Annotated in this window: 16 protein-coding genes; 5 read left to right on the top strand and 11 right to left on the bottom strand. The window is 54.8% G+C overall.

Annotated elements, in window-relative coordinates:
- Positions 1–201 precede the first annotated feature (201 nt).
- On the bottom strand, positions 202–504 hold the full coding sequence (locus tag RUESEDTHA_RS15915; protein ID WP_180887724.1) for a hypothetical protein: 303 nt from the start codon (positions 502–504) through the stop codon (positions 202–204).
- Between the two features lie 507 nt (positions 505–1,011).
- On the opposite strand from RUESEDTHA_RS15915, the gene RUESEDTHA_RS15910 reads away from it, so the two are divergent.
- From RUESEDTHA_RS15910 to RUESEDTHA_RS15900, 3 genes are all read left to right on the top strand, one after another.
- On the top strand, positions 1,012–2,037 hold the full coding sequence (locus RUESEDTHA_RS15910) for an SEL1-like repeat protein (protein WP_180887723.1): 1,026 nt from the start codon (positions 1,012–1,014) through the stop codon (positions 2,035–2,037).
- Positions 2,038–2,045: 8 nt separating this feature from the next.
- A complete protein-coding gene (locus tag RUESEDTHA_RS15905) occupies positions 2,046–2,495 on the top strand; it encodes a hypothetical protein (protein WP_180887722.1) in 450 nt (149 codons plus the stop codon).
- A 452-nt stretch (positions 2,496–2,947) separates the two neighbouring features.
- On the top strand, positions 2,948–5,686 hold the full coding sequence (locus RUESEDTHA_RS15900; RefSeq protein ID WP_180887721.1) for a cation-translocating P-type ATPase: 2,739 nt from the start codon (positions 2,948–2,950) through the stop codon (positions 5,684–5,686).
- Between the two features lie 246 nt (positions 5,687–5,932).
- Here the strand turns inward: RUESEDTHA_RS15900 and arcC are convergent, their stop codons facing one another.
- The 10 genes from arcC to RUESEDTHA_RS15850 all read right to left on the bottom strand — a co-directional run bounded on the left by arcC (position 5,933) and on the right by RUESEDTHA_RS15850 (position 17,534).
- The gene (arcC, locus tag RUESEDTHA_RS15895; protein ID WP_180887720.1) at positions 5,933–6,871 is read right to left on the bottom strand and encodes a carbamate kinase; all 939 of its coding nucleotides are present in this window, start codon (positions 6,869–6,871) and stop codon (positions 5,933–5,935) included.
- Positions 6,872–6,874: 3 nt separating this feature from the next.
- Positions 6,875–7,873, bottom strand: coding sequence for an ornithine carbamoyltransferase (gene argF, locus RUESEDTHA_RS15890; RefSeq protein WP_170654231.1), 999 nt, complete (start codon positions 7,871–7,873; stop codon positions 6,875–6,877).
- A 56-nt stretch (positions 7,874–7,929) separates the two neighbouring features.
- Positions 7,930–9,156, bottom strand: coding sequence for an arginine deiminase (locus tag RUESEDTHA_RS15885; protein WP_180887719.1), 1,227 nt, complete (start codon positions 9,154–9,156; stop codon positions 7,930–7,932).
- Positions 9,153–10,532 (bottom strand): amino acid permease, encoded by a 1,380-nt coding sequence (locus RUESEDTHA_RS15880; RefSeq protein WP_171125955.1) that lies wholly within the window; start codon positions 10,530–10,532, stop codon positions 9,153–9,155. Before RUESEDTHA_RS15880 ends, RUESEDTHA_RS15885 begins: the two co-directional genes overlap by 4 nt.
- Positions 10,533–10,541: 9 nt before the next feature.
- Positions 10,542–12,029 (bottom strand): YfcC family protein, encoded by a 1,488-nt coding sequence (locus RUESEDTHA_RS15875; RefSeq protein WP_180887718.1) that lies wholly within the window; start codon positions 12,027–12,029, stop codon positions 10,542–10,544.
- A 202-nt stretch (positions 12,030–12,231) separates the two neighbouring features.
- Positions 12,232–12,981: a peptidase gene (locus RUESEDTHA_RS15870; RefSeq protein ID WP_170654239.1), complete on the bottom strand. Its 750-nt coding sequence runs from the start codon at positions 12,979–12,981 to the stop codon at positions 12,232–12,234.
- Positions 12,982–12,992: 11 nt separating this feature from the next.
- Positions 12,993–13,790: a transglutaminase family protein gene (locus RUESEDTHA_RS15865; RefSeq protein WP_180887717.1), complete on the bottom strand. Its 798-nt coding sequence runs from the start codon at positions 13,788–13,790 to the stop codon at positions 12,993–12,995.
- A gap of 3 nt (positions 13,791–13,793) precedes the next feature.
- Positions 13,794–14,735 (bottom strand): alpha-E domain-containing protein, encoded by a 942-nt coding sequence (locus RUESEDTHA_RS15860; RefSeq protein ID WP_180887716.1) that lies wholly within the window; start codon positions 14,733–14,735, stop codon positions 13,794–13,796.
- A 2-nt stretch (positions 14,736–14,737) separates the two neighbouring features.
- Complete coding sequence (locus tag RUESEDTHA_RS15855) at positions 14,738–16,156, bottom strand: circularly permuted type 2 ATP-grasp protein (protein ID WP_180887715.1); 1,419 nt, start codon at positions 16,154–16,156, stop codon at positions 14,738–14,740.
- A gap of 376 nt (positions 16,157–16,532) precedes the next feature.
- On the bottom strand, positions 16,533–17,534 hold the full coding sequence (locus tag RUESEDTHA_RS15850) for a LysR family transcriptional regulator (protein WP_255431783.1): 1,002 nt from the start codon (positions 17,532–17,534) through the stop codon (positions 16,533–16,535).
- A 43-nt stretch (positions 17,535–17,577) separates the two neighbouring features.
- Between RUESEDTHA_RS15850 and RUESEDTHA_RS15845 the strand changes: the two genes are divergently transcribed.
- Together RUESEDTHA_RS15845 and RUESEDTHA_RS15840 are read left to right on the top strand one after the other, a co-directional pair.
- Entirely contained in the window at positions 17,578–18,021 is a 444-nt protein-coding gene (locus RUESEDTHA_RS15845; RefSeq protein WP_170566140.1) for a cupin domain-containing protein, read from the top strand.
- Positions 18,022–18,025: 4 nt separating this feature from the next.
- On the top strand, positions 18,026–18,826 hold the full coding sequence (locus tag RUESEDTHA_RS15840) for a glutathione S-transferase family protein (protein ID WP_180887714.1): 801 nt from the start codon (positions 18,026–18,028) through the stop codon (positions 18,824–18,826).
- Positions 18,827–18,881: the final 55 nt, after the last annotated feature.

Here is an 18,881-nt window from a genome sequence, read left to right as displayed (position 1 = left end):
GTTGATCGTGATCCCATCCCGAGTATCTCGGGCAGCGATAGGCGAACTGCGCAATTCCCGAGGTCGCACATTGAACGCCTCTGGGCTGCCTTTGGCGTTTAGCCTGGCAACACTAGCAAAGTCGAAATGAAGACTGATGAGGTTTCTGATCTTCTGCGCATTGCAGGCAAAAGTAATAATCAAAATTCAGAAGGTGGATGTTTATCCGACAGGTGACCAGCTGAGATCGTTAACTCTGTTTGGAGCAACCATGAACATCATGACCCTCGATACTTGTTCCTCACTGCGACCAGCACCGCGTACCAAGTTAAGAATTGCATATTCAAGATTAGCCGCATCGTCTTCGCGTTTGTCGATCATCGCTGATATAAATTCATGGGCCAAGTTCTTTGGTTCGATAAAGGCTTCTGCGCGCGTCAGACTCAACTCGCTGAGCATAAATTCAAGCAAGAAAGCGACTTCGTTCTGCCGCTCGGGTGAACTTTCAGCGAACGACAGTTCCAAAAGTCTTCCGTGTGTTTCTGTCAGAATAACGTTCAACGACAACGGTTCTTTGGCATCAGACTTCCGTGGCTTTGCCAGGAACGCTTTCAATCGATCAAGGACGATCGGAACTTCCTTCCTTCATGTTATTGAGGCACAAGCGGTGCGACATTGAAGTCTCGCAAAATACCAGCATTTTCACCAGCACGGTGTATTGCTTTTGCGGCCTTGAAACTTCGCCCGCCAACCGTGCTCGTGAATAGCAGGAGAAACTTATTCGGCGAGCCGGCACGGAGCAAAAGACAGGAACAAGTGTGTCTTTTCAATAACTTTAAGAGCAATCACACTCAAGAAATAGAATTTGTTGTTGGGTGAGTTGTTATGGTCACTAAAGATGATCGCAACTCAGATTAGCTTTCAATAGGCCCAAGAATGCGAAGAACGATCCTTTCCTCTATCCTTGTTATGCTTGCCGGTATTGCGCATGCACAAACACCCGAGTGCAACAGACTCTGCTCCCGAGACTTTATGTTCAGTCTCGAATCCGGGTTCGATGTTATTCCTCTTGTTGCTGACGGTGAGCATGCCAACGGGTTTATGGAAGACGGAAGAGTGCCACTGATCTGGGGGGCGCTGGATCCGGACGATGAGGATGCAATCTACTTCACATCCTCACTCTTATTCGCAGGCGGCGACGTACATGCCCGTGACAAGAAATACGGACAAACTCCGTTGCATTGGCACATGGGTCGAACTGGTGGTCCATTGGAGGAAGTCGTCGCTATGTTTCTTGAGAAACAGGCCAGTGTGCTCAATAAGGATAAATTCGGATATTCTGTACTCGATTTCGCTAATGGTAACGTGAATCCTGAGGTCTTAGGACTGACAGGCCTGCCATACGTGAGAGATGAGATTGCAGATATGATCCGTGAAGCAGCGGAGAACGAAGTCGCATATCGCAACGCTGTGGACATGCATAACAACGAAGTAGGTGGTGATGTGCCAATGCTAGTGCTTAAGGGCATGGCGATAGAAGGCTTCGCTCCGGCACAGTTTACTTATGCTGTTTTTCTTGAAAGCCGGGGAGATGACGCGACTGGTTCAGAAAGTGACGAGGACCGCTTCTGGTTTGAAGAGTCTTGGGAGCCTGGCAGCACTGGTTCAGATATTGACCAAGCCCTTTACTGGTTTGAAGAGTCTGCGAATTCTGGCTTTATCCCATCAATTTATCACCTCGGATCTAGTGCCTACAAAGGAACAAGCCTCATGGAGCAAAATGATGCATTGGCGCATACGTGGCTCTCTCTTGGAGCACGAAAAGGGGATACGAATTCTCAGGCGCTTCTCAGCTTGATGCATGCCAACAGGAAGGGGGTTGAGAGGGACATTCAGAAAGGTTTGATGTGGATGATCATCTCTCTTCGGTTTGGCGAGAACGAACCGGAGAGAGAGAGACTTAGCCATCAGATGGTATCCGCCCTTTCACATGAAGAGGTCATAGAAGCCGAGAAAATGGCCAAAGAGTGCATCATGGGCTTCTTTGAACACTGCTGAGGAAAAAGATGAAAAACACTATGAAGCTGTGCGCCGTTGTCTGTTCATTTGGCGCTTCTGTCCAAGCTGAGGGGGCTTGGCCTCCAGAGCCATTCATTCGAGACCGAGAGCCTCATGTTCTAAGGATTGACGCTGAAACTGTGCTCTGTGAGGTCCAGTGGGATGGTCACAGAGAGAATGGAGAAATTCTGGATATTGCGCCCGAGGCCGACTTCTATATCGAGAATGTCTTGATAGCCATGTCAGGAGAGATTGTATTTATCCACTCTGACCCTGTTCAGGTGTTCGGGCCAACGCAGCATTTTGTATACATCGAAGATGGCGTAGAAGTGGAGCTTACGCTTTTCGGACATGTGTCAGATACTGGGGATAGGCTCCTTGAGCTCAGCGAAGTAAGACACTTGTCCTTTGAAGATAAAGCCAGGAATGATTTCTGGGGCCGTCTTTTTTGCCCTTAAAGGACTTGTAACGATCTTTAATGGGCCTCTGTTTGTCGGATTTTTTTAAGCATGGCCCTTTTCCTTTTTGGCGATGACGCGAATGAACCGTTGCTCAATGAAACAGGAAACTCGCTTTTTCTTCCGCTTCGGGCTCGGTGCGGACACTCAGCAAAATTCAGCGAACGACTGGTATGCGGACATTGCTGCCCTTGACAGGAAGAGCCTAAATGTCGGCTAACCGCGGTCTCTCTAGGCTGGGCGTATTCCATTCAATGGCGGACATCTGCTTTTCTGACCCTTCTCGATTTTGCAGATGACAAAGCTCCGTCGCTGCTGGTATCTGGATAAAGGCGTGCGCATCACAAATTGGAGAACCGTCAATGAACTGCGCAGGTTGGCTCATTGGCTGAGAATGGGCACTGGCACCCCAAGACTAATCCGTTCACGCAATTGCTCATTCGGAGTTGAGAATGTCAGGTTTCGCACAGACAACCCCATCGGTTCTTGGAAACGCGAACGCACCTTGGGTGTTGGACGGCAGAGCGGTCGCCGAAAACCTCGGCGTGAACCCTGAGACGGGATTGAATCCGGACGAGGTGGCCAAGCGGCTTTCAACACACGGTCCAAACCGCTTGGAAGAGACTGCAACAGTTCCGCCATGGAAGATGCTCCTGCGGCAATTCGCAAGCCCGCTGCTGATCATCCTGATAGCAGGTGCTCTTGTCTCGGCCTATACGGGGCATTGGGTTGATGCGATTGCGATATTCGCGATCGCCGTCTTTAACGCCTTCATCTCCTTCTGGCAGGAATATAAGGCCGAGCAGTCCTTGGCAGCCCTGCGGGAGATGTCTGCACCGCAGGCCTTCGTGCGCCGCGGCGGCGAGATCGTCGAGGTACCGGCGGCGGATCTCGTGCCGGGCGATATTCTGCGAGTAAAAGCCGGTGACATTCTGGCCGCCGACCTTCGCTTTGTCACCGCCAGCCGGATGCAGGTCGACGAGGCCGCGTTGACGGGAGAATCCGAACCGGTCGACAAACATGCCGATCCGATCGAGGACGAAGACGTCGTTTTGGCCGATCGTCTGAATATGGGCTTCATGAGCACGCAGGTCACTGGCGGCGCTGGTGAAGGCATTGTCGTGGGCACCGGAATGGAGACCGAGGTCGGTCACATCGCTGCCCTCATGTCCTCTGCGAAAGAGCCAAAGACCCCGCTGCAACTCAAGATCGAGGGCCTTTCCAAGGTGCTGATCATGGCGGCCCTGATCGTGGTCGCCATCGTGATCGGCATTGGCGTGGTCAATGGAATGGATGCGGCTGAGATGCTGAACACGGCAATCTCGCTGTCGGTCGCGGCGATCCCGGAGGGCCTGCCGACAGTAGTCACCATCGTTCTGACGCTGGGATCACAAAACATGGTTGCCAGCAACGCCTTGGCGCGACGGCTTTCCTCTGTAGAAACGCTCGGCGCGACCTCGGTGATCTGTTCAGACAAGACCGGCACGCTCACGCAGAACCAAATGCAGGTGATGCAATGCTGGGCCGGTGGCAAGGACTGGGAAGTGACCGGCGAGGGGTTCGATCCGCATGGCGAGTTCCGTTCCGAAGACGGCAGCGTGGCCGAGATCGAGGCCGAAACGGATCTTCGGCAGATGCTGGCCGTCTCCGCCTATTGCAACGATGCGCGTATGGTCGAGGCTGACGGGCGCCCGGCGATCCAGGGCAACCCGACTGAGGGCGCTCTGGTCGTGGCCGCGGCCAAGGTCGGGATTTCCCGCGAGAAATTGACAGAAGCGCGGGTCGAGGCGCTTCAGCAATTCCCCTTCGATTCAACGCGCAAGATGATGTCTGTCTTCGCTCGATTGCCGGATGGGCGCACTGTACTCGGCGCCAAGGGGGCGCCTGATGTGATCCTGTCAAGGGCGAGCCATGTCCGCATGGCCGGGGAAACGCTTGAGATCTCCCCGGCTTTGCGGGAAGAGATCGAGGCGGTGATCGACAGTTTCGGCGAGAAGGCGCTCCGGACCCTCGCCGTGGCTTATCGGGAGGTGGCAGAAGAGGATCTGGACCATGCCGATCCCGAGCAGCGGATCGTACTGCTTGGCATTCACGGCATCATGGACCCGCCGCGCAGCGAAGTACCCATCGCCGTTTCGGAGGCAACCGGGGCCGGCATCCGAACGGTGATGATCACCGGCGACCACGCCGTGACCGCCCAAGCGATTGCGGAACAGATCGGCATTCGCACCAGCGACGCGCAGACGGTTCATACCGGGGTCGAGCTCGACCAGATGAGCGATCAGGATTTGAAAGAGATGGTGCAGCACGCGGCCGTCTTTGCCCGGGTGACCCCGGAGCACAAGCTGCGCATCGTCAATGCCATGCAGGAGAATGGCGAGGTGGCGGCAATGACCGGGGATGGCGTCAACGACGCGCCCGCTCTGCGAGCGGCGGATATTGGTGTCGCCATGGGCATCACCGGCACGCAGGTCGCCAAGGACAGCGCTGCCCTCGTGCTGCTCGATGACAATTTCTCCACCATCGTGACGGCAGTCCGCGAAGGCCGGCGCATCTTCGACAATCTGTTGAAATTCATTCGGCAGGCGCTCACCGCCAACGTGGCCGAGGTCTCAACGATCCTGTTCGCCTTCCTACTGATGGGAGCAGACCCGCTCCTGCCGATCACACCGCTGATGATCCTCTGGGTGAATCTTGTATCGGATGGGCTACCGGCTCTGACACTCGGCTTCGAGAAAGCGGAACCCGACCTGATGCAGCGCCCACCGCGCCCGCGCGACGATAATCTGTTCGGCGGCGGAATGAAGGAGCGGATCCTGATCCGGGGAACGCTGCTCGGCCTGCTGACCTTTTATGTCTTCCAGGAGTTTCTCGAACGAGGCGCCTCCTTGGAACACGCCCAGACAGCAGCGTTCATGACACTGATCTTTGCCCAGATCTGGCATATTTTCGACGCCCGAACGACCTCCACGCTCTACCGCAAGTCACCGCTCGGCAACCGCACCTTGCTTGGAGCGGTGAGCATTTCCATATTGCTGTCTCTTCTCGCCATTTACACCGGCGCTGGACATTTCGTGCTTGGAACAGTTTCCCTGCCTCTGTCGCATTTGCTCGGAGTGTTCTTCATCGCCGCACTGCCCACGCTTCTGTTGTCTGCGCTGAAGGAAATGTTCGGACTGAAATGGCTCTGACGCTACCTTTGCTTAGAACGGCACTGAAGGTGCTAGAATGGACATCCTGAAGCATCCATTCGTTGTCAACTTCTTGGCAGAGGGTCTGCATTGTGCCTGGCCAGCATTCCGCCCACAAGGATGTCAGAGGAAGTTAAATTTTATGGCCTGATAACCCATACGCACTATCTAGTGACGCGCGGCGCGCAGTGTCGACCCCGGTGTCCCATAGAAGGCATTACAATCAACAAAGCCTATTCTTCGGGCCTAGTGAAACTGTGTTTCCCCCGCCTCTAGCGATACCTTCGTACCTTTTTCACCGCGAACGGCTGCAGGAACGTCAGCAAGCGCGCAAATAACGGCCCGACCGCCCGAGGATCGCACAAAGTCTTGTGCGGACTGCACCTTGGGACCCATTGATCCAGCGGGGAAGTCGTACTCATCCAACGCGTCGGGAGTGATCGACCGAATACCTTTTTGGTCAGGCGTTCCCCAGTTCAGGAACACGGCTTCTGCATCTGTAGCGATGACAAAGAAATCTGCGCCAAGGTTCTGCGCCAGTAGGCACGAGGCGAAATCCTTGTCGATGACGGCTTCGACCCCGACCAGTTTCCGTTCTGCGCCTGCCTGGTACATCGTCGGGATGCCGCCTCCGCCAGCAGCGATCACGGTCGCGCCCTTATCCAGGATCCAACGGATCGGTTCGACCTGAAAGATACGTTTCGGGCGGGGCGAGGGCACCACGCGCCGCCAGTACTCGCCATCCGGTTTCACCGTCCAGCCCTTGTCAGCCGCCTCTTTCTTGGCGTCCGCTTCGGAATAAACCTGCCCGATGAACTTGGTCGGATTGTCAAAGGCCGGGTCGCTCGGATCGACCTCGATCATGGTCAAGAGGGTGGCGATGTGATGCTCAAAAGGCAGGATGTTCCCAAGCTCCTGCTCGATCATGTAGCCAATCATCCCCATCGTCTCGCCCACCAGCACGTCCAGCGGGTATTCCTCGACATCCGTATACATGATCTCTTGCAGGGCCAGCATCCCGACCTGCGGACCATTGCCATGAGTGATGACGGTTTCGTGCGCTTCGCAGAGCGGGGCGAGGGCTTCGGCGGCAATCTTTGCGTTCTTGCGCTGATTGTCCGCCGTCATCGCCTCCCCCCGTTTGAGAAGCGCGTTGCCGCCAAGTGCTACAACAACGCGTCCCATGGATCAGGCTCCCAATGTCGCGACGAGGATCGCTTTGATCGTGTGCATCCGGTTTTCGGCTTGCTCGAACGCGATATTCATATCACTTTCGAAAACCTCCTCGGTGACTTCCATCTCGGTGATGCCAAACTGTTCGTGAATGTCCTGACCGACCTTGGTCTCCAGATTGTGGAAGGCGGGCAGGCAGTGCATGAACTTGACGGCTGGATTGCCGGTTTTCTTCATCAGATCCATGTTGACCTGATAAGGGCTCAGCAGCTTGATCCGCTCAGCCCAGACTTCTTTAGGCTCACCCATCGACACCCAGACATCGGTATGAATGAAATCCGCGCCCTCTACGGCCGAGGTATCGTCCGTGATGGTCACACGTGCGCCGGTCTTTTCAGCCCGCTCTATCGCCAATTCGCGCACATCGTCATGGGGCTGGGTTTCTTTCGGCGAAATCATCCGCACGTCGCAGCCCATGATCGCGCCCAACATCAGCAGCGAGTTGCCCATGTTCGACCGACAATCGCCCGAGTATGCATAAACAATGTCCTTGCGGGGTTTGTCGGCGTGCTCGATCATGGTCTGCATATCGGCAAGCATCTGGGTCGGATGCCAGTCATCCGTCAGGCCGTTATAGACCGGAACACCGGCATATTCAGACAGCGTCTCAACCATGTCCTGACCCGCACCGCGGAATTCGATCCCGTCGAACATGCGGCCCAAAACGCGGGCAGTGTCCTTCATCGACTCTTTGTGCCCGATCTGCGATCCCGACGGATCGAGATAGGTGATGTTTGCACCCTGATCGTAGGCGGCCACTTCAAATGCACAGCGGGTACGGGTCGACGTTTTCTCGAAGATCAGGCAAATGTTCTTGCCGGTCAGCGAGGGCTGTTCGGCGCGGGCATATTTCGCGCGTTTCAGGTCACGGGCCAGATCCAGCAGGTACAGCATTTCACGCTGGCTGAAATCGGCAATTTTCAGATAGCTACGGCCTTTTAGATTGAATGCCATTTTGTCTCTCCCTAACAAAAAATCAGTGGGCGCAAGGGCGCGCGCCCTTGGTAAATTCAATAGGCGGGGTCGCGGTCGATCGGGCAGGTCATGCAGTGGCCACCGCCGCGGCCACGACCAAGTTCCTGGCCTGAGATTTCGATCACATCGACACCAGCTGCGCGCATCTTGCCGTTCGTAAACGTGTTGCGCGCATAGCCGACGACCACGCCGGGCGAGAGGGCGACGACGTTATTCCCGTCATCCCATTGTTCGCGCTCGGCCTGGAATTCGTTTCCACCGGTCGAGATGACTTCCAGCGAGTTCAGCCCAAGGGCCTCTTTGTAGACGTCGAACAGGTGCCCTTTTTCAACGTGGATATCCAAATCTCCACGGTCACCCGGACGGATCGAGATGCAGGTGATCTGGTCCGCAACTTCCGAGAATGCAGTAACTTTGTCATGGTCAAGGCAAGTGAAGACGGTATCCAGATGCATGGCCGCACGGCTTTTTGGCATGGCACAGGCGACGACACGTTCGGCGCCGCCCTTCGTGAACAGCGCTTCCGCAACCTGAGCGACGGCCTGCCGGGTTGTGCGCTCGCCCATACCTATGAAGACAGTGCCGTTGCCCACCGGTTGAACGTCGCCACCCTCAACCGAAGCGAGGCCGAAATCGTCGTCGCTATCGCCCCACCAGAACTCGAACTCGGCGTCCTTGAACATCTTATGGTGGCGATACACCGTACGCATAATCAGGGTTTCTGGCTTACGAGCAGGCCAGAACATCGGGTTCGTCGTCACGCCATCGAAAATCCAGCAAGAGGGGTCGCGCTGGAACTGCGCGTTGGGGATGGCGGGAAGGATGAAGTCGCCCAGAGAAACCAGATCACCGAACTGTTCGTCGATCATACCCTTGGGCAGGTCTGCAAAGATGATGCCGCCAAGCATATGGCGAGCAAGCAGCTTGGCATCCATCTCGTCCAACCAGGCACGCATTTCTACGGAAAAGCCCAGGCCGACCATGTTGGGCGTGATCAGACGGTCCAGCAGGAAGGCGCGCGCTGCGGGGTCTTCTGCGATAGCTTGGGCGAGCAGATCCTGAATATCGTAGACCTCGACCCCGCGTTCCCGCATCAGGGAACAGAATTCTGCGTGGTCCTTGCGGGCCTGCTCGACCCAGATCACGTCATCGAACAAAAGCTCTTCGCAGTTTCGTGGTGTCAGACGATCATGCGCCAGTGAAGGGCGCGAGACGATCACCTTGTTGAGCTTTCCGATCTCGGAATGAACACCGAGCTTCATTGCAACTCTCCTTTCGAACTATCTGTTTTCTGAATGTCTTCAATATCATTGGCCTGACTCCAGCGGACCCAGACATGGATTGGCACGCCCATAAGCAACAGGACCGAGCCAACCAAAACGGTTTCAGCGCCTGAGCCGATGAAGGCCCAGACCGAATAAATGAACCCAAGTGCGCCCAGCACGACGACCTTGGCCAATTCCGGGCCGTGCAGGACCTGCCCTCCTTTCAGCCGGATCATAATCTCCGCCACAGAGCAGATGGCATAAGGCAACAGGCTGGCGACAACGGCGAGCAGAATGACAAAGTTGAATGCGGCGACCAGCCCTTGCGCATAGTTCATGATGATCAGAACCGAAGCCAGCGCATTTGACAGGATTAACGCATTGGCTGGCGTTCCAAATTTGGATTTTTGGCCCAAGGCTGCAGGGAAGACGCGATCCAAGGCAGCACCGTAAGGGACCTGGCCACTGAGCAGTGTAAAGCCGTTCAAAGTGCCAAAGGTCGAAATCACCGCACCCACTGCAACAAGGACACCACCAACGGGACCAAACATCACTTCACCGACGGCTGCCAGAGGTGCGGCGGAAACAGCGAGCAACTCGGCAGGAATGACGCCCATCGAAACGGCGGTTACCGAGATATAGACGCTTGCCGCGATAATCACGCCGATCACGGTGGCGCGTGGAATGGTCTTTTCCGGCTCGATAACATCGCCAGAGGGAACTGTTGCAGATTCAAGGCCCAAGTAAGCCCAAAGCGTCAGAGCAGCCGCGGCGGAAATCGCCGTAAACGCCGTGGTGCCGCTTTGATTGACCGGAACATAGTTCTCAGTGTTGATCCAGAAGATACCCAATATGCCAATCAATATCAGCGGAGCGAGCTTGAGCACGGTGGTCACGATCTGAACCAAACCAGCCCCTTCGACCCCTCGGATGTTAACCAAGGTGAGCGTCCAGATTGCAACCAACGCGGTCGATAGGCCGTACATTGGCACTTCGATGATAATCGGGAACAGGAATCCCAGATATCCCACCAACGCGACAGCAACAGCTGCGTTCCCAGTCCAAAGTGCGATCCAGTACCCCCAGGCAATTATGAAGCCTGCAAAGTCTCCGAATGCTTCTTGCGAATAGGCATAGGGGCCACCGGGTTTCGAAACGACGCGAGACAGCCTTCCGAAAATGATCGCGAGAACAAGCGCCCCTGCCGAAGTCAGAATCCACCCACCAATTGCGATTGGCCCGTACGGTGCAAGTGACGCTGGTAGAAGGAACACTCCCGACCCGATCATGTTTCCGACAACCAAAGCGATACAGGCCGTCAGCCCTAGCGCACCCGATGTCGAAGTCGTCTCTGGAGCGGAGCGATCGGTCATTGCGACGGCTCAGTTCGATGTTGTGTCTGAAGTCTCGGTTGTGGGCCCGTCGATCCCCGGATCAGTTATGGCCCCAACGGTAAGTGCGGCGCAGATGATCACGGCCAGAATTACGAGCAGCGGGAAAACAAAACGTAGCCACCGGTCATAGGAGACACGGCCAATGGCTAGCCCACCCATGACGACGGCAAATGTCGGGTTGAACAGGTTCACCCATCCGTTTGCTGACTGGTACGCAGTAACCACAAGGTCACGACCGACGCCTGCAAAGTCTGCCAGTGGCGCCATGATCGGCATCGAAAGCGTGGCCAGCCCAGACGAGGACGGCACCAGGAATGACATCAAGATCTGAATGCCAAACATCGCGTTGATAAAGGCGAACTCGCTCAGCCCCGAGACAAACCCCTCGGCTCCGGCGAGGATTGTGTCGGTGATTTTGCCCGCGTCCATAATCACGACCACGCCGCGCGCGACGCCAATGATCAGGGCAACGCCCAGCAAATCGCGCGCTCCGTCGACGAAGGTTTCCACAAAAGTCCCTTCGTCCATTCTAGACCCTTCATCCGTTTTCCCGACCCACCAAACGATGATGGACATCACCAGGAAGAGACCGGACATTTCCGCCATCCACCACCCCAGCGCGACAACACCATAGATCATAATGGCGAAGGTAATCCCGAAAAGAACCAGAATGATCGAACGCGTCTTGGTCATCTCGGGGAACGTATCATTGCCTTCCAAACCCTTTAGGAAATGCGCCCGGTTTTCCTCGACCTGATCGGCCACCACGGACAATGACGGGTCGGCTTTCACGCGTGATGCGTATCGCATGACGAATGCGATGCCTGCAGCAAGACAAAGAATAAGGATAATGAACCTAAGAACGATCCCGTTCGTGAACGGAATACCCGCACCTTGCGAGGCAACAACTGTTGCAAATGCGTTGAAGGTTGAGCCCAGGGTCCCAATGCCTGCGCCAAGCATGATCACCGCGACCCCGGTCAAGGAGTCGTACCCTGCCCGAATAAAGACCGGAATAATCAGAGCGTAGAACGCCAGGGATTCTTCCGCCATGCCATAGCTTGTCCCGCCAAAGGCAAAGGCGACCATCAGGATTGGGATCATCAGGATTTCCCGCCCGGCCAACCTGTGCAGCAACCAACCGATGCCGGCGTCGATAGCTCCTGTCTTGGTGACAACCATCAGGAAACCGCCGATGACTAAAACAAACAAAGCGACATCAATCGCCGCGCTGGATGAACTTCCCAGAAGACCGGGATCGTACATACCTGCAATCGGGGCAAGGATAACTGCCGTAAGTCCTTGGGGGTTCGGCTCGACTTCGTGGTAGGTGCCCGGGACAGGCGCTTCGCTGCCCAGAGCTTCGTTCATCTGACGGTCGTACTCACCGGCCGGAATAACCCATGTAAGGGCGGCCACGACGGCAATCAGTATGAACAGAATGGTAAAGGCGGTAGGAAATTTGAACTTGGACATATGAAACTCGCGCTGGGTGAAGCTGAGAAACTGGGCAGTTAAACATTTGAATATTTATGTCTCAACTTAGTACTAACGCGGTGACTTGTCACTTTCGTAAAACGTGAGGTTGTCGAACACATTGAACAATGTCTGCCATGGGCTCAAAGCAGGTATTCGCTGCACTCGGCTTGTATGACTGCTATGCGGAAAATGCGGACGCTCAATCGTTTGACTTTCGCCCCGATTTGTATTCTGGAAGTTTGGCCAAGGCCGACTTCAACGCATCTCCCCATCCGTCGGAAACAATGCGAAAGTACTGGTCGTCGGACTCGAATCTTGACCGCGTACCGCCGTCAAGGCTGTCTTCATCGTAGAGAAGCAGGTCGAGCGGAGCACCGACAGACAGATTGGCCTTAATCGTGGAGTCAAAACTGACAAGCAAGAGTTTCACGGTTTCTGGAAAACTCATTTCCGGATCGTAGGCTCGCACCAGAATAGGACGGCCATATTTTGTTTCACCGATCTGAAAGAACGGGGTGTCGTCGCCGGCCTCGATGAAATTGCCTTCAGGGTAGATCAAAAACAGGCGAGACGGGCCGCCGTTGATCTGGCCTCCAACAATGAGCGTCGCGTGAAAAGCGCTGTCAGCTTGCTGACCGGACCGGGCATGCTCCTCGATGACGTCGTTCAGAGTAGCCGCGACCAGTTGCGCAACTTGAAACATTGTCGGTGCCTCTAAAATCGATGGTGAACGATCTGCCGGCGCTTTTGTTCGTTCTTCCAAAAGGCTTATTGTGGCCTGAGTAGTCGCAAGGTTTCCAGCCGTTAGGATTGTGATCGAACGGTCCCCTTCTACCGTCCAATTGAACATCTTGTTGAAGGTCGAAACATTGTCCACGCCTGCATTCGTGCGCGTATCGGACATGAACACCAGCCCGCGATTCAGCCGCATGCCCACAGCATAGGTCATCAATTTCTCCGTTACTGCTGTGCGACCTGCAACTGCACTGTCAATTGCTCGCCCGCTGTCCCAATTCTATTCCCTATTACCGGTGCGGCTTGGGCATAGTCCAGCCCGGTTGCAACGCGGACGTATCGATCGTCAGGCGAGATCCCGTTTGAAACGTCAAACCCGACCCAGCCAAGCCCGTCCAAATGCACTTCGGCCCAGGCATGGGTCGCGTCCTGCAGTTCCGTTTCGCTCATCATCAAGTAACCCGATACATAGCGTGCTGGCACTCCGATCTGTCGCGCGCATGTAATGAAGATATGAGTGTGGTCCTGACACACGCCACGCCCAGCTTTGAGGGCATCTTCTGCGCTCCAGCTCGGTTGCGAACTTCCAATTTCATACGCGACCTGAGTTCGAATGTTTTCGGACAGGGCATGCATCTGTTCCAGCGGCTCGCCTTTGGGTAACGCGCCTATCAGTTCAGCAACCCCTTTCCCCGGCGTTGTCTGCGGGGTACCCCTATTGAACAGCCACAAGGGTGTCGACCCTTCGTGACGCCCCAAGACGCCGTGGATGTCTTCCACCTCAACAACGCCTTCAGAGATCAACGAAATACTTTGGGTGTCTGCGTCGAAACTGATCAATTCCACGGTGTTACGGTGGTAGTCTTCAAACGTCAGTTCTTTTCGCCCGCCGGTGATTTCTGTGTTCCAACTTTCGATGCTTTGATTGCGAAAGGACTTTGGTGTCTTCCTGAGCTGTTGCAACCCGAAGGGAACTGGTGCGTCGAAATCGTATCGTGTCTCGTGTCGAATGTGCAGTTTCATTGTCTACTCGTAGAACCGGTAATCAATCTCGATCTGACGGCTTAAGTTGCCGAGGTCGGCTAGAAAGTCCTGAATGTATTCGTGAAGTCCGATTTCGAAGATATCTGAGATCTTCTGATCCAGGTATTTTTCGTAGAGAGCATTAGACGCCTCGCCCGAAGGCCCGGCAAAGCCGTAGTCTTTCTTCAGGTATGACAGGTTCTCCTGAATCTTTCTGCAGCAAAAGTGAAGGCTGCGAGGCATCCGCTGATCCAAGATCAGAAACTGCGCAATGTCAGACGGCCGGGTTTTCTCACCATGGGTCATTCGATACCCTCCACCAGCGCCGACGGAACGCAAGATGCTTTCCCATTGGATGTTGTCCAGTGACGAGCCAACCGAGAAGGCTGTGGGCAGAAGAACATAGTATTTCACGTCCAGAATGCGCCCGGTATTGTCTGCCCTCTCGACAAAAGTGCCAATGCGGGTGAAGTCGAAAATGTCATTGCGCAGCATCGTCCCCAAGGTGGCACCGCGCACCAGAGCCGCCTGTTGACGAATGAGTTCCAGCGTCGCAGGCAAATCCCGCTCATTCACGCGGCGCTTCATGACCTCGTCAATCTGCATCCAAGTCGCGTTTACAGCACTCCACACATCGTGGGTCAGTGCTGTCCGAACAAGGCGCGCGTTGTCTCGTGCCTGCTTGATAACCGACTTGATCGAGGATGGATTGTCCGCGTCCCGCAGCACCCAATCAACAGCGTTGTCCTTGGTAATATCATCGTACTTGGCGTGGTATCCATCCAGAACTCCGGCCGTTTTCAGAACTGACCCCCATTCCTCGGCGGAGTTCTTAGTCCGGGTCAACGCCATCCTTTGACCTGACTCCAGCAGCCTGGCCGTGTTTTCCGCGCGCTCCAGGTATCGGGACATCCAGAACAACCCGCCAGCAGTTTTTCCCAGCATGGTCAGTCCTCCAGAACCCAGGTGTCTTTGGTCCCGCCGCCCTGGCTCGAGTTTACGACCAGCGAGCCTTTTTTCAGCGCTACGCGGGTCAATCCACCGGGTGTGATTTTGATCCCGTCAGGAGACACCAAAACAAACGGCCGAAGGTCGACATGTCTGGGGGCCAGCCCTGAACGTGCGAAGATTGGAACCGTTGAAAGAGACAGTGTCGGCTGAGCGATATAGTTCGCTGGCCGCGCTTTGAGCTTGTCCCGGAAAGCAGAAATCTCTTTTTTGCTGGCGGTCGGGCCAATCAACATACCGTAACCGCCAGACCCATGCACTTCTTTCACAACAAGCTCGGACAGGTTGTCCATGACGTAAGACAGCGAGACAGGGTCGCTGCATCGCCAGGTTGGACAATTTTGAAGCAGAGGCTTTTCGCCCGTGTAAAATTCGACGATCTCGGGCATGTAGGAATAGATCGCCTTGTCATCGGCAATACCCGTTCCGGGTGCGTTCGCGATCGTGACGCCGCCTGCGCGATAAACGTCCAGAATGCCTGGCACACCCAATGCACTGTCAGGGTTGAAATTCAATGGATCCAAGAAGTCGTCATCAACCCTGCGATAAAGCACGTCGATGGGTTTATAGCCTCTGGTGGTGCGCATGCAGACGCGCCCGTCGACAACGCGAAGGTCGTGGCCTTCGACCAATTCCACGGCCATTTGATCAGCAAGAAACGCATGTTCATAGTAGGCTGAGTTATAGATGCCGGGGGTTAACACCGCGACAGTGGGTTCTCCGTCTGCGCAAGCTGGCGCACAGGCCGCAAGAGACCGCCTCAGATTGCGGGGGTAGTCGGAAACATTCCGAACATTTGTCGCGCTAAAAAGCTCGGGGAACATCTTTAGCATCGTCTCCCGGTTCTCCAGCATATAGCTGACCCCGGATGGCGTACGAGCATTGTCTTCCAGGACGAAAAACTCGTCTGGGCCGGTTCGCACCAGATCGACGCCGACAATGTGCGTATAGACCTGACCGGGTGGTGAGACCCCAAGCATCTGCGGCAGGAAGGCCTCGTTTCCGGCAATCATTTCAGCAGGTACACGCCCGGCCCGGACAATTTCCTGACGGTGGTAAATGTCATGTAGAAATGCGTTGATTGCCCGCACCCGCTGTTCGATACCGCGTTCCAACCGCTGCCATTCCCGCGCTGAAATAACTCGTGGCACGATATCAAAAGGTATCAGACGTTCTTCGGCCTCGGCTTTGCCATAAACGTTAAAAGTGATGCCCGTCAGCCTAAAAACTTTTTCGGCTTCGCGCTGTTTCGCCCTCAGTCGTGATACGTCTTCCGCGTTGAACCAGCGGCCGATCTCTTCGTATGGACCTCTGAGTGATCCATCGCCATTGAACATTTCGTCAAAATACTCACTCATTCTTTAAGTTTTACGCATAGATCAGATTTTTCAAGTCATTCAGGCTTGGTTAAAAACTGCCTTTGGAAGGAGCGTCTAATTTTCAGGCTAACTGGATAACGTGATGATCTTAACAATATGGCGTTATTTGTGTTTCCAGTTGAAGTCACATTCAATGTTTTGCGCTCAACAGTAACTGGTTTTTGCTGCATTTGAACGTCCGCATTGGGCTCAGAGCAGCCGTTCGCTGCGTTCCGATTTAATGACCGCTCTGCGGACAAAGCTGTCGTTCGTTGCGGCTGAGCGAATGTCTGCATTGGCTGTTTCGTGTAATCCGATTTAGTCTTTCAAACATCAACTTGTATTTATCCGACGGGTTCTACGTGGAAAAGTTTAACTAACTGTCAAACTCCAGACCCTTCATTAATTCAAAGACTTGGCTACGCATCCAAGCCGCCATCGGGGCGTTGTCAGAACGCTTGTGCCAGATGCCGATGATCAACGCTGGTTCAATATGCATCGGTGGTTCGAACACGTTCAGTTCGAATGTCTTGGCCAATTTCCTTGCAAGCTGAGCGGGTACAAGCGCGATGAGGTCGCTTTCGCTCACCGCACGGCAAACGCCACTAAAGACCGGTACTGTCATAGCAACCTGTCGCTCTTTTCCGACGCGATTAAGGGCAGCATCACCCATCGCAGCCAGGTTCCCTTCTGGGGAAAACAAGACGTGGTGGAGTGCGCAGAACGTATCCATGTGCATCTGCGTTTCTTCCTGAAGCCCCTCAAGCTTTGGATTTCCCTTGCGAGCTATCACGTGGAACGGCGAATGGAAGAGTGGCTCCCGATTGACCCAGTCCGGCAGGAGCAAATCTGGGATCAGCGCAATGTCAGCGTTACGTCGTTCTAGACTGGCCACATAGTCATTCGGAACCAGATCAACCAGCTGCGCTCGTAGATTGGGCGCTGACTTTTGCAGGCGATCACCCAAAGGTGGCATCAGGAGTTCCGCGAAGAAATCGCTGGCAGCGATCCGGAAAGTGCCTTCAGCGGTTCGCGGATCAAAGGTAGCTGGCGGAGCTAGCAAAGCCTCAAGACGTTCGAGTTCTTCCCGCAAACCGGATTCAATATTGGATGCATAATCGGTAGCAACCAAACGGTTTCCCTGCCGGACAAAAAGGGGGTCGTCCAAAGCATGACGAAGACGCGACAATGCACCCGAAACTGCGGATTGCGACATCGCTAGCCTGTCGGCCGCCTTCACAGTTGAGCCTTCGCTAAAGAGGGCGTCCAACACGCGCAAAAGGTTGAGGTCCAGTGTAGCGAAATTCACTTGGCCGATATCCTTTATTAGATATTGCGGTTTGCCTGATAGGTTGGCCTTCGGATAGGCTTCTGTCAACGGAAGCGCTTTCGTTTCAATCCAATGCTAATGGAGAGAAACGATGAAGGACCTGGCCCAAATCGACGGAGCCATCGAATGGCTCGGCGTAAAATACAAAACCATCCTCGCCTCAGAACAGACGGGTGGCACTATGTCTATTGTGGACAGCTGGTCTCCTGCTGGTAGCGGCCCTCCACGCCACGTGCATCAAAACGAAGACGAAACCTTCGTAATCGTCACCGGCACATGCAGGTTCTGGTTGGAAGGCGAGGAGTTTTCCGCAGGGGTCGGCGAAAGCGTATTCATCCCACGTGGCAAGGAACATACCTTCAAGGTGACAGACGACGAACCTTGCCGCCATCTCGTGATCCTGACGCCCGGCGGATTCGAAGGTTTCTTTTTCGACATGGCAGCCGGTCAGTGCCGTATCCCAGAGGACATGCCCGCCATTGAGGAGAGCGCCAAGCGGCACAACATGGCCTTCACCGGCCCGCCGTTGGATTGAACACATGACTAAGAAACACATCGTCTATCATATCCCCGTCTGTCCCTTCTCGCAGCGACTGGAAATCCTACTGGCTTTGCGGGGACTGCCGGATGCCGTAGAATTTCGTGTCGTAGACATCACCAAGCCACGCGATCCGGAATTGCTGGCCAAGACCCGGGGGACGACAGCCTTGCCGGTGCTGGAAACCAGCGACGGTCGTATATTGAAAGAAAGCCTCGTGATCCTGCGCTATCTTGACGAGGCTCTGCCGGGGGCACCATTACGCCGCAGTGATCCTGCCGAACATGCCATTGAGTCGATGCTGATCGCCCGCGAAGGACCCTTCACAATGGCGGGCTATCTCTTTGTCATGAATCAGGATCAGGCGCGCCGAGATGAGCATTTGAATAAACTCCTCGCGCTCTATCGAGACCTTGATGATTTCCTACGTCATCATAATCCGACTGGCCCATTCCTGTTCGAGGACTTCGGTTTGGCAGAGGCAGTTTTTACCCCGATGTTCAAGCGGTTTTGGTTCCTTGACTACTACGAAGGGTTCAAATTACCCGTTGGCAAAGACTATGACCGGGTACGAGTGTGGCGTGATGCATGCATGGCGCATCCAGAAACATCGCAGGTGACTGAAGAAGAGATCGTCAAACTCTACTACGACTACGCGCTCGGGGCCGGAAACGGCGCCCTACCTGACGGTCGCAGCGTTTCAAGTTTCACCTTCGAACCGCTTTGGCAATCGAGACCCATGCCCCCAAGGGAAAAGTATGCAGCGACAGCCACCGACAAAGAGCTGGGCCTTGTCGCCTAACCATCGATTAAATGCCCAGTACCGGAAATTCATGCGCCGCGCGGCATCGGACAAA

Origin of the sequence: Ruegeria sp. THAF57, from assembly GCF_903914075.1 — a bacterium.
Lineage (GTDB): Bacteria > Pseudomonadota > Alphaproteobacteria > Rhodobacterales > Rhodobacteraceae > Ruegeria.
This window is presented reverse-complemented; position numbering and strand designations above follow the sequence as displayed.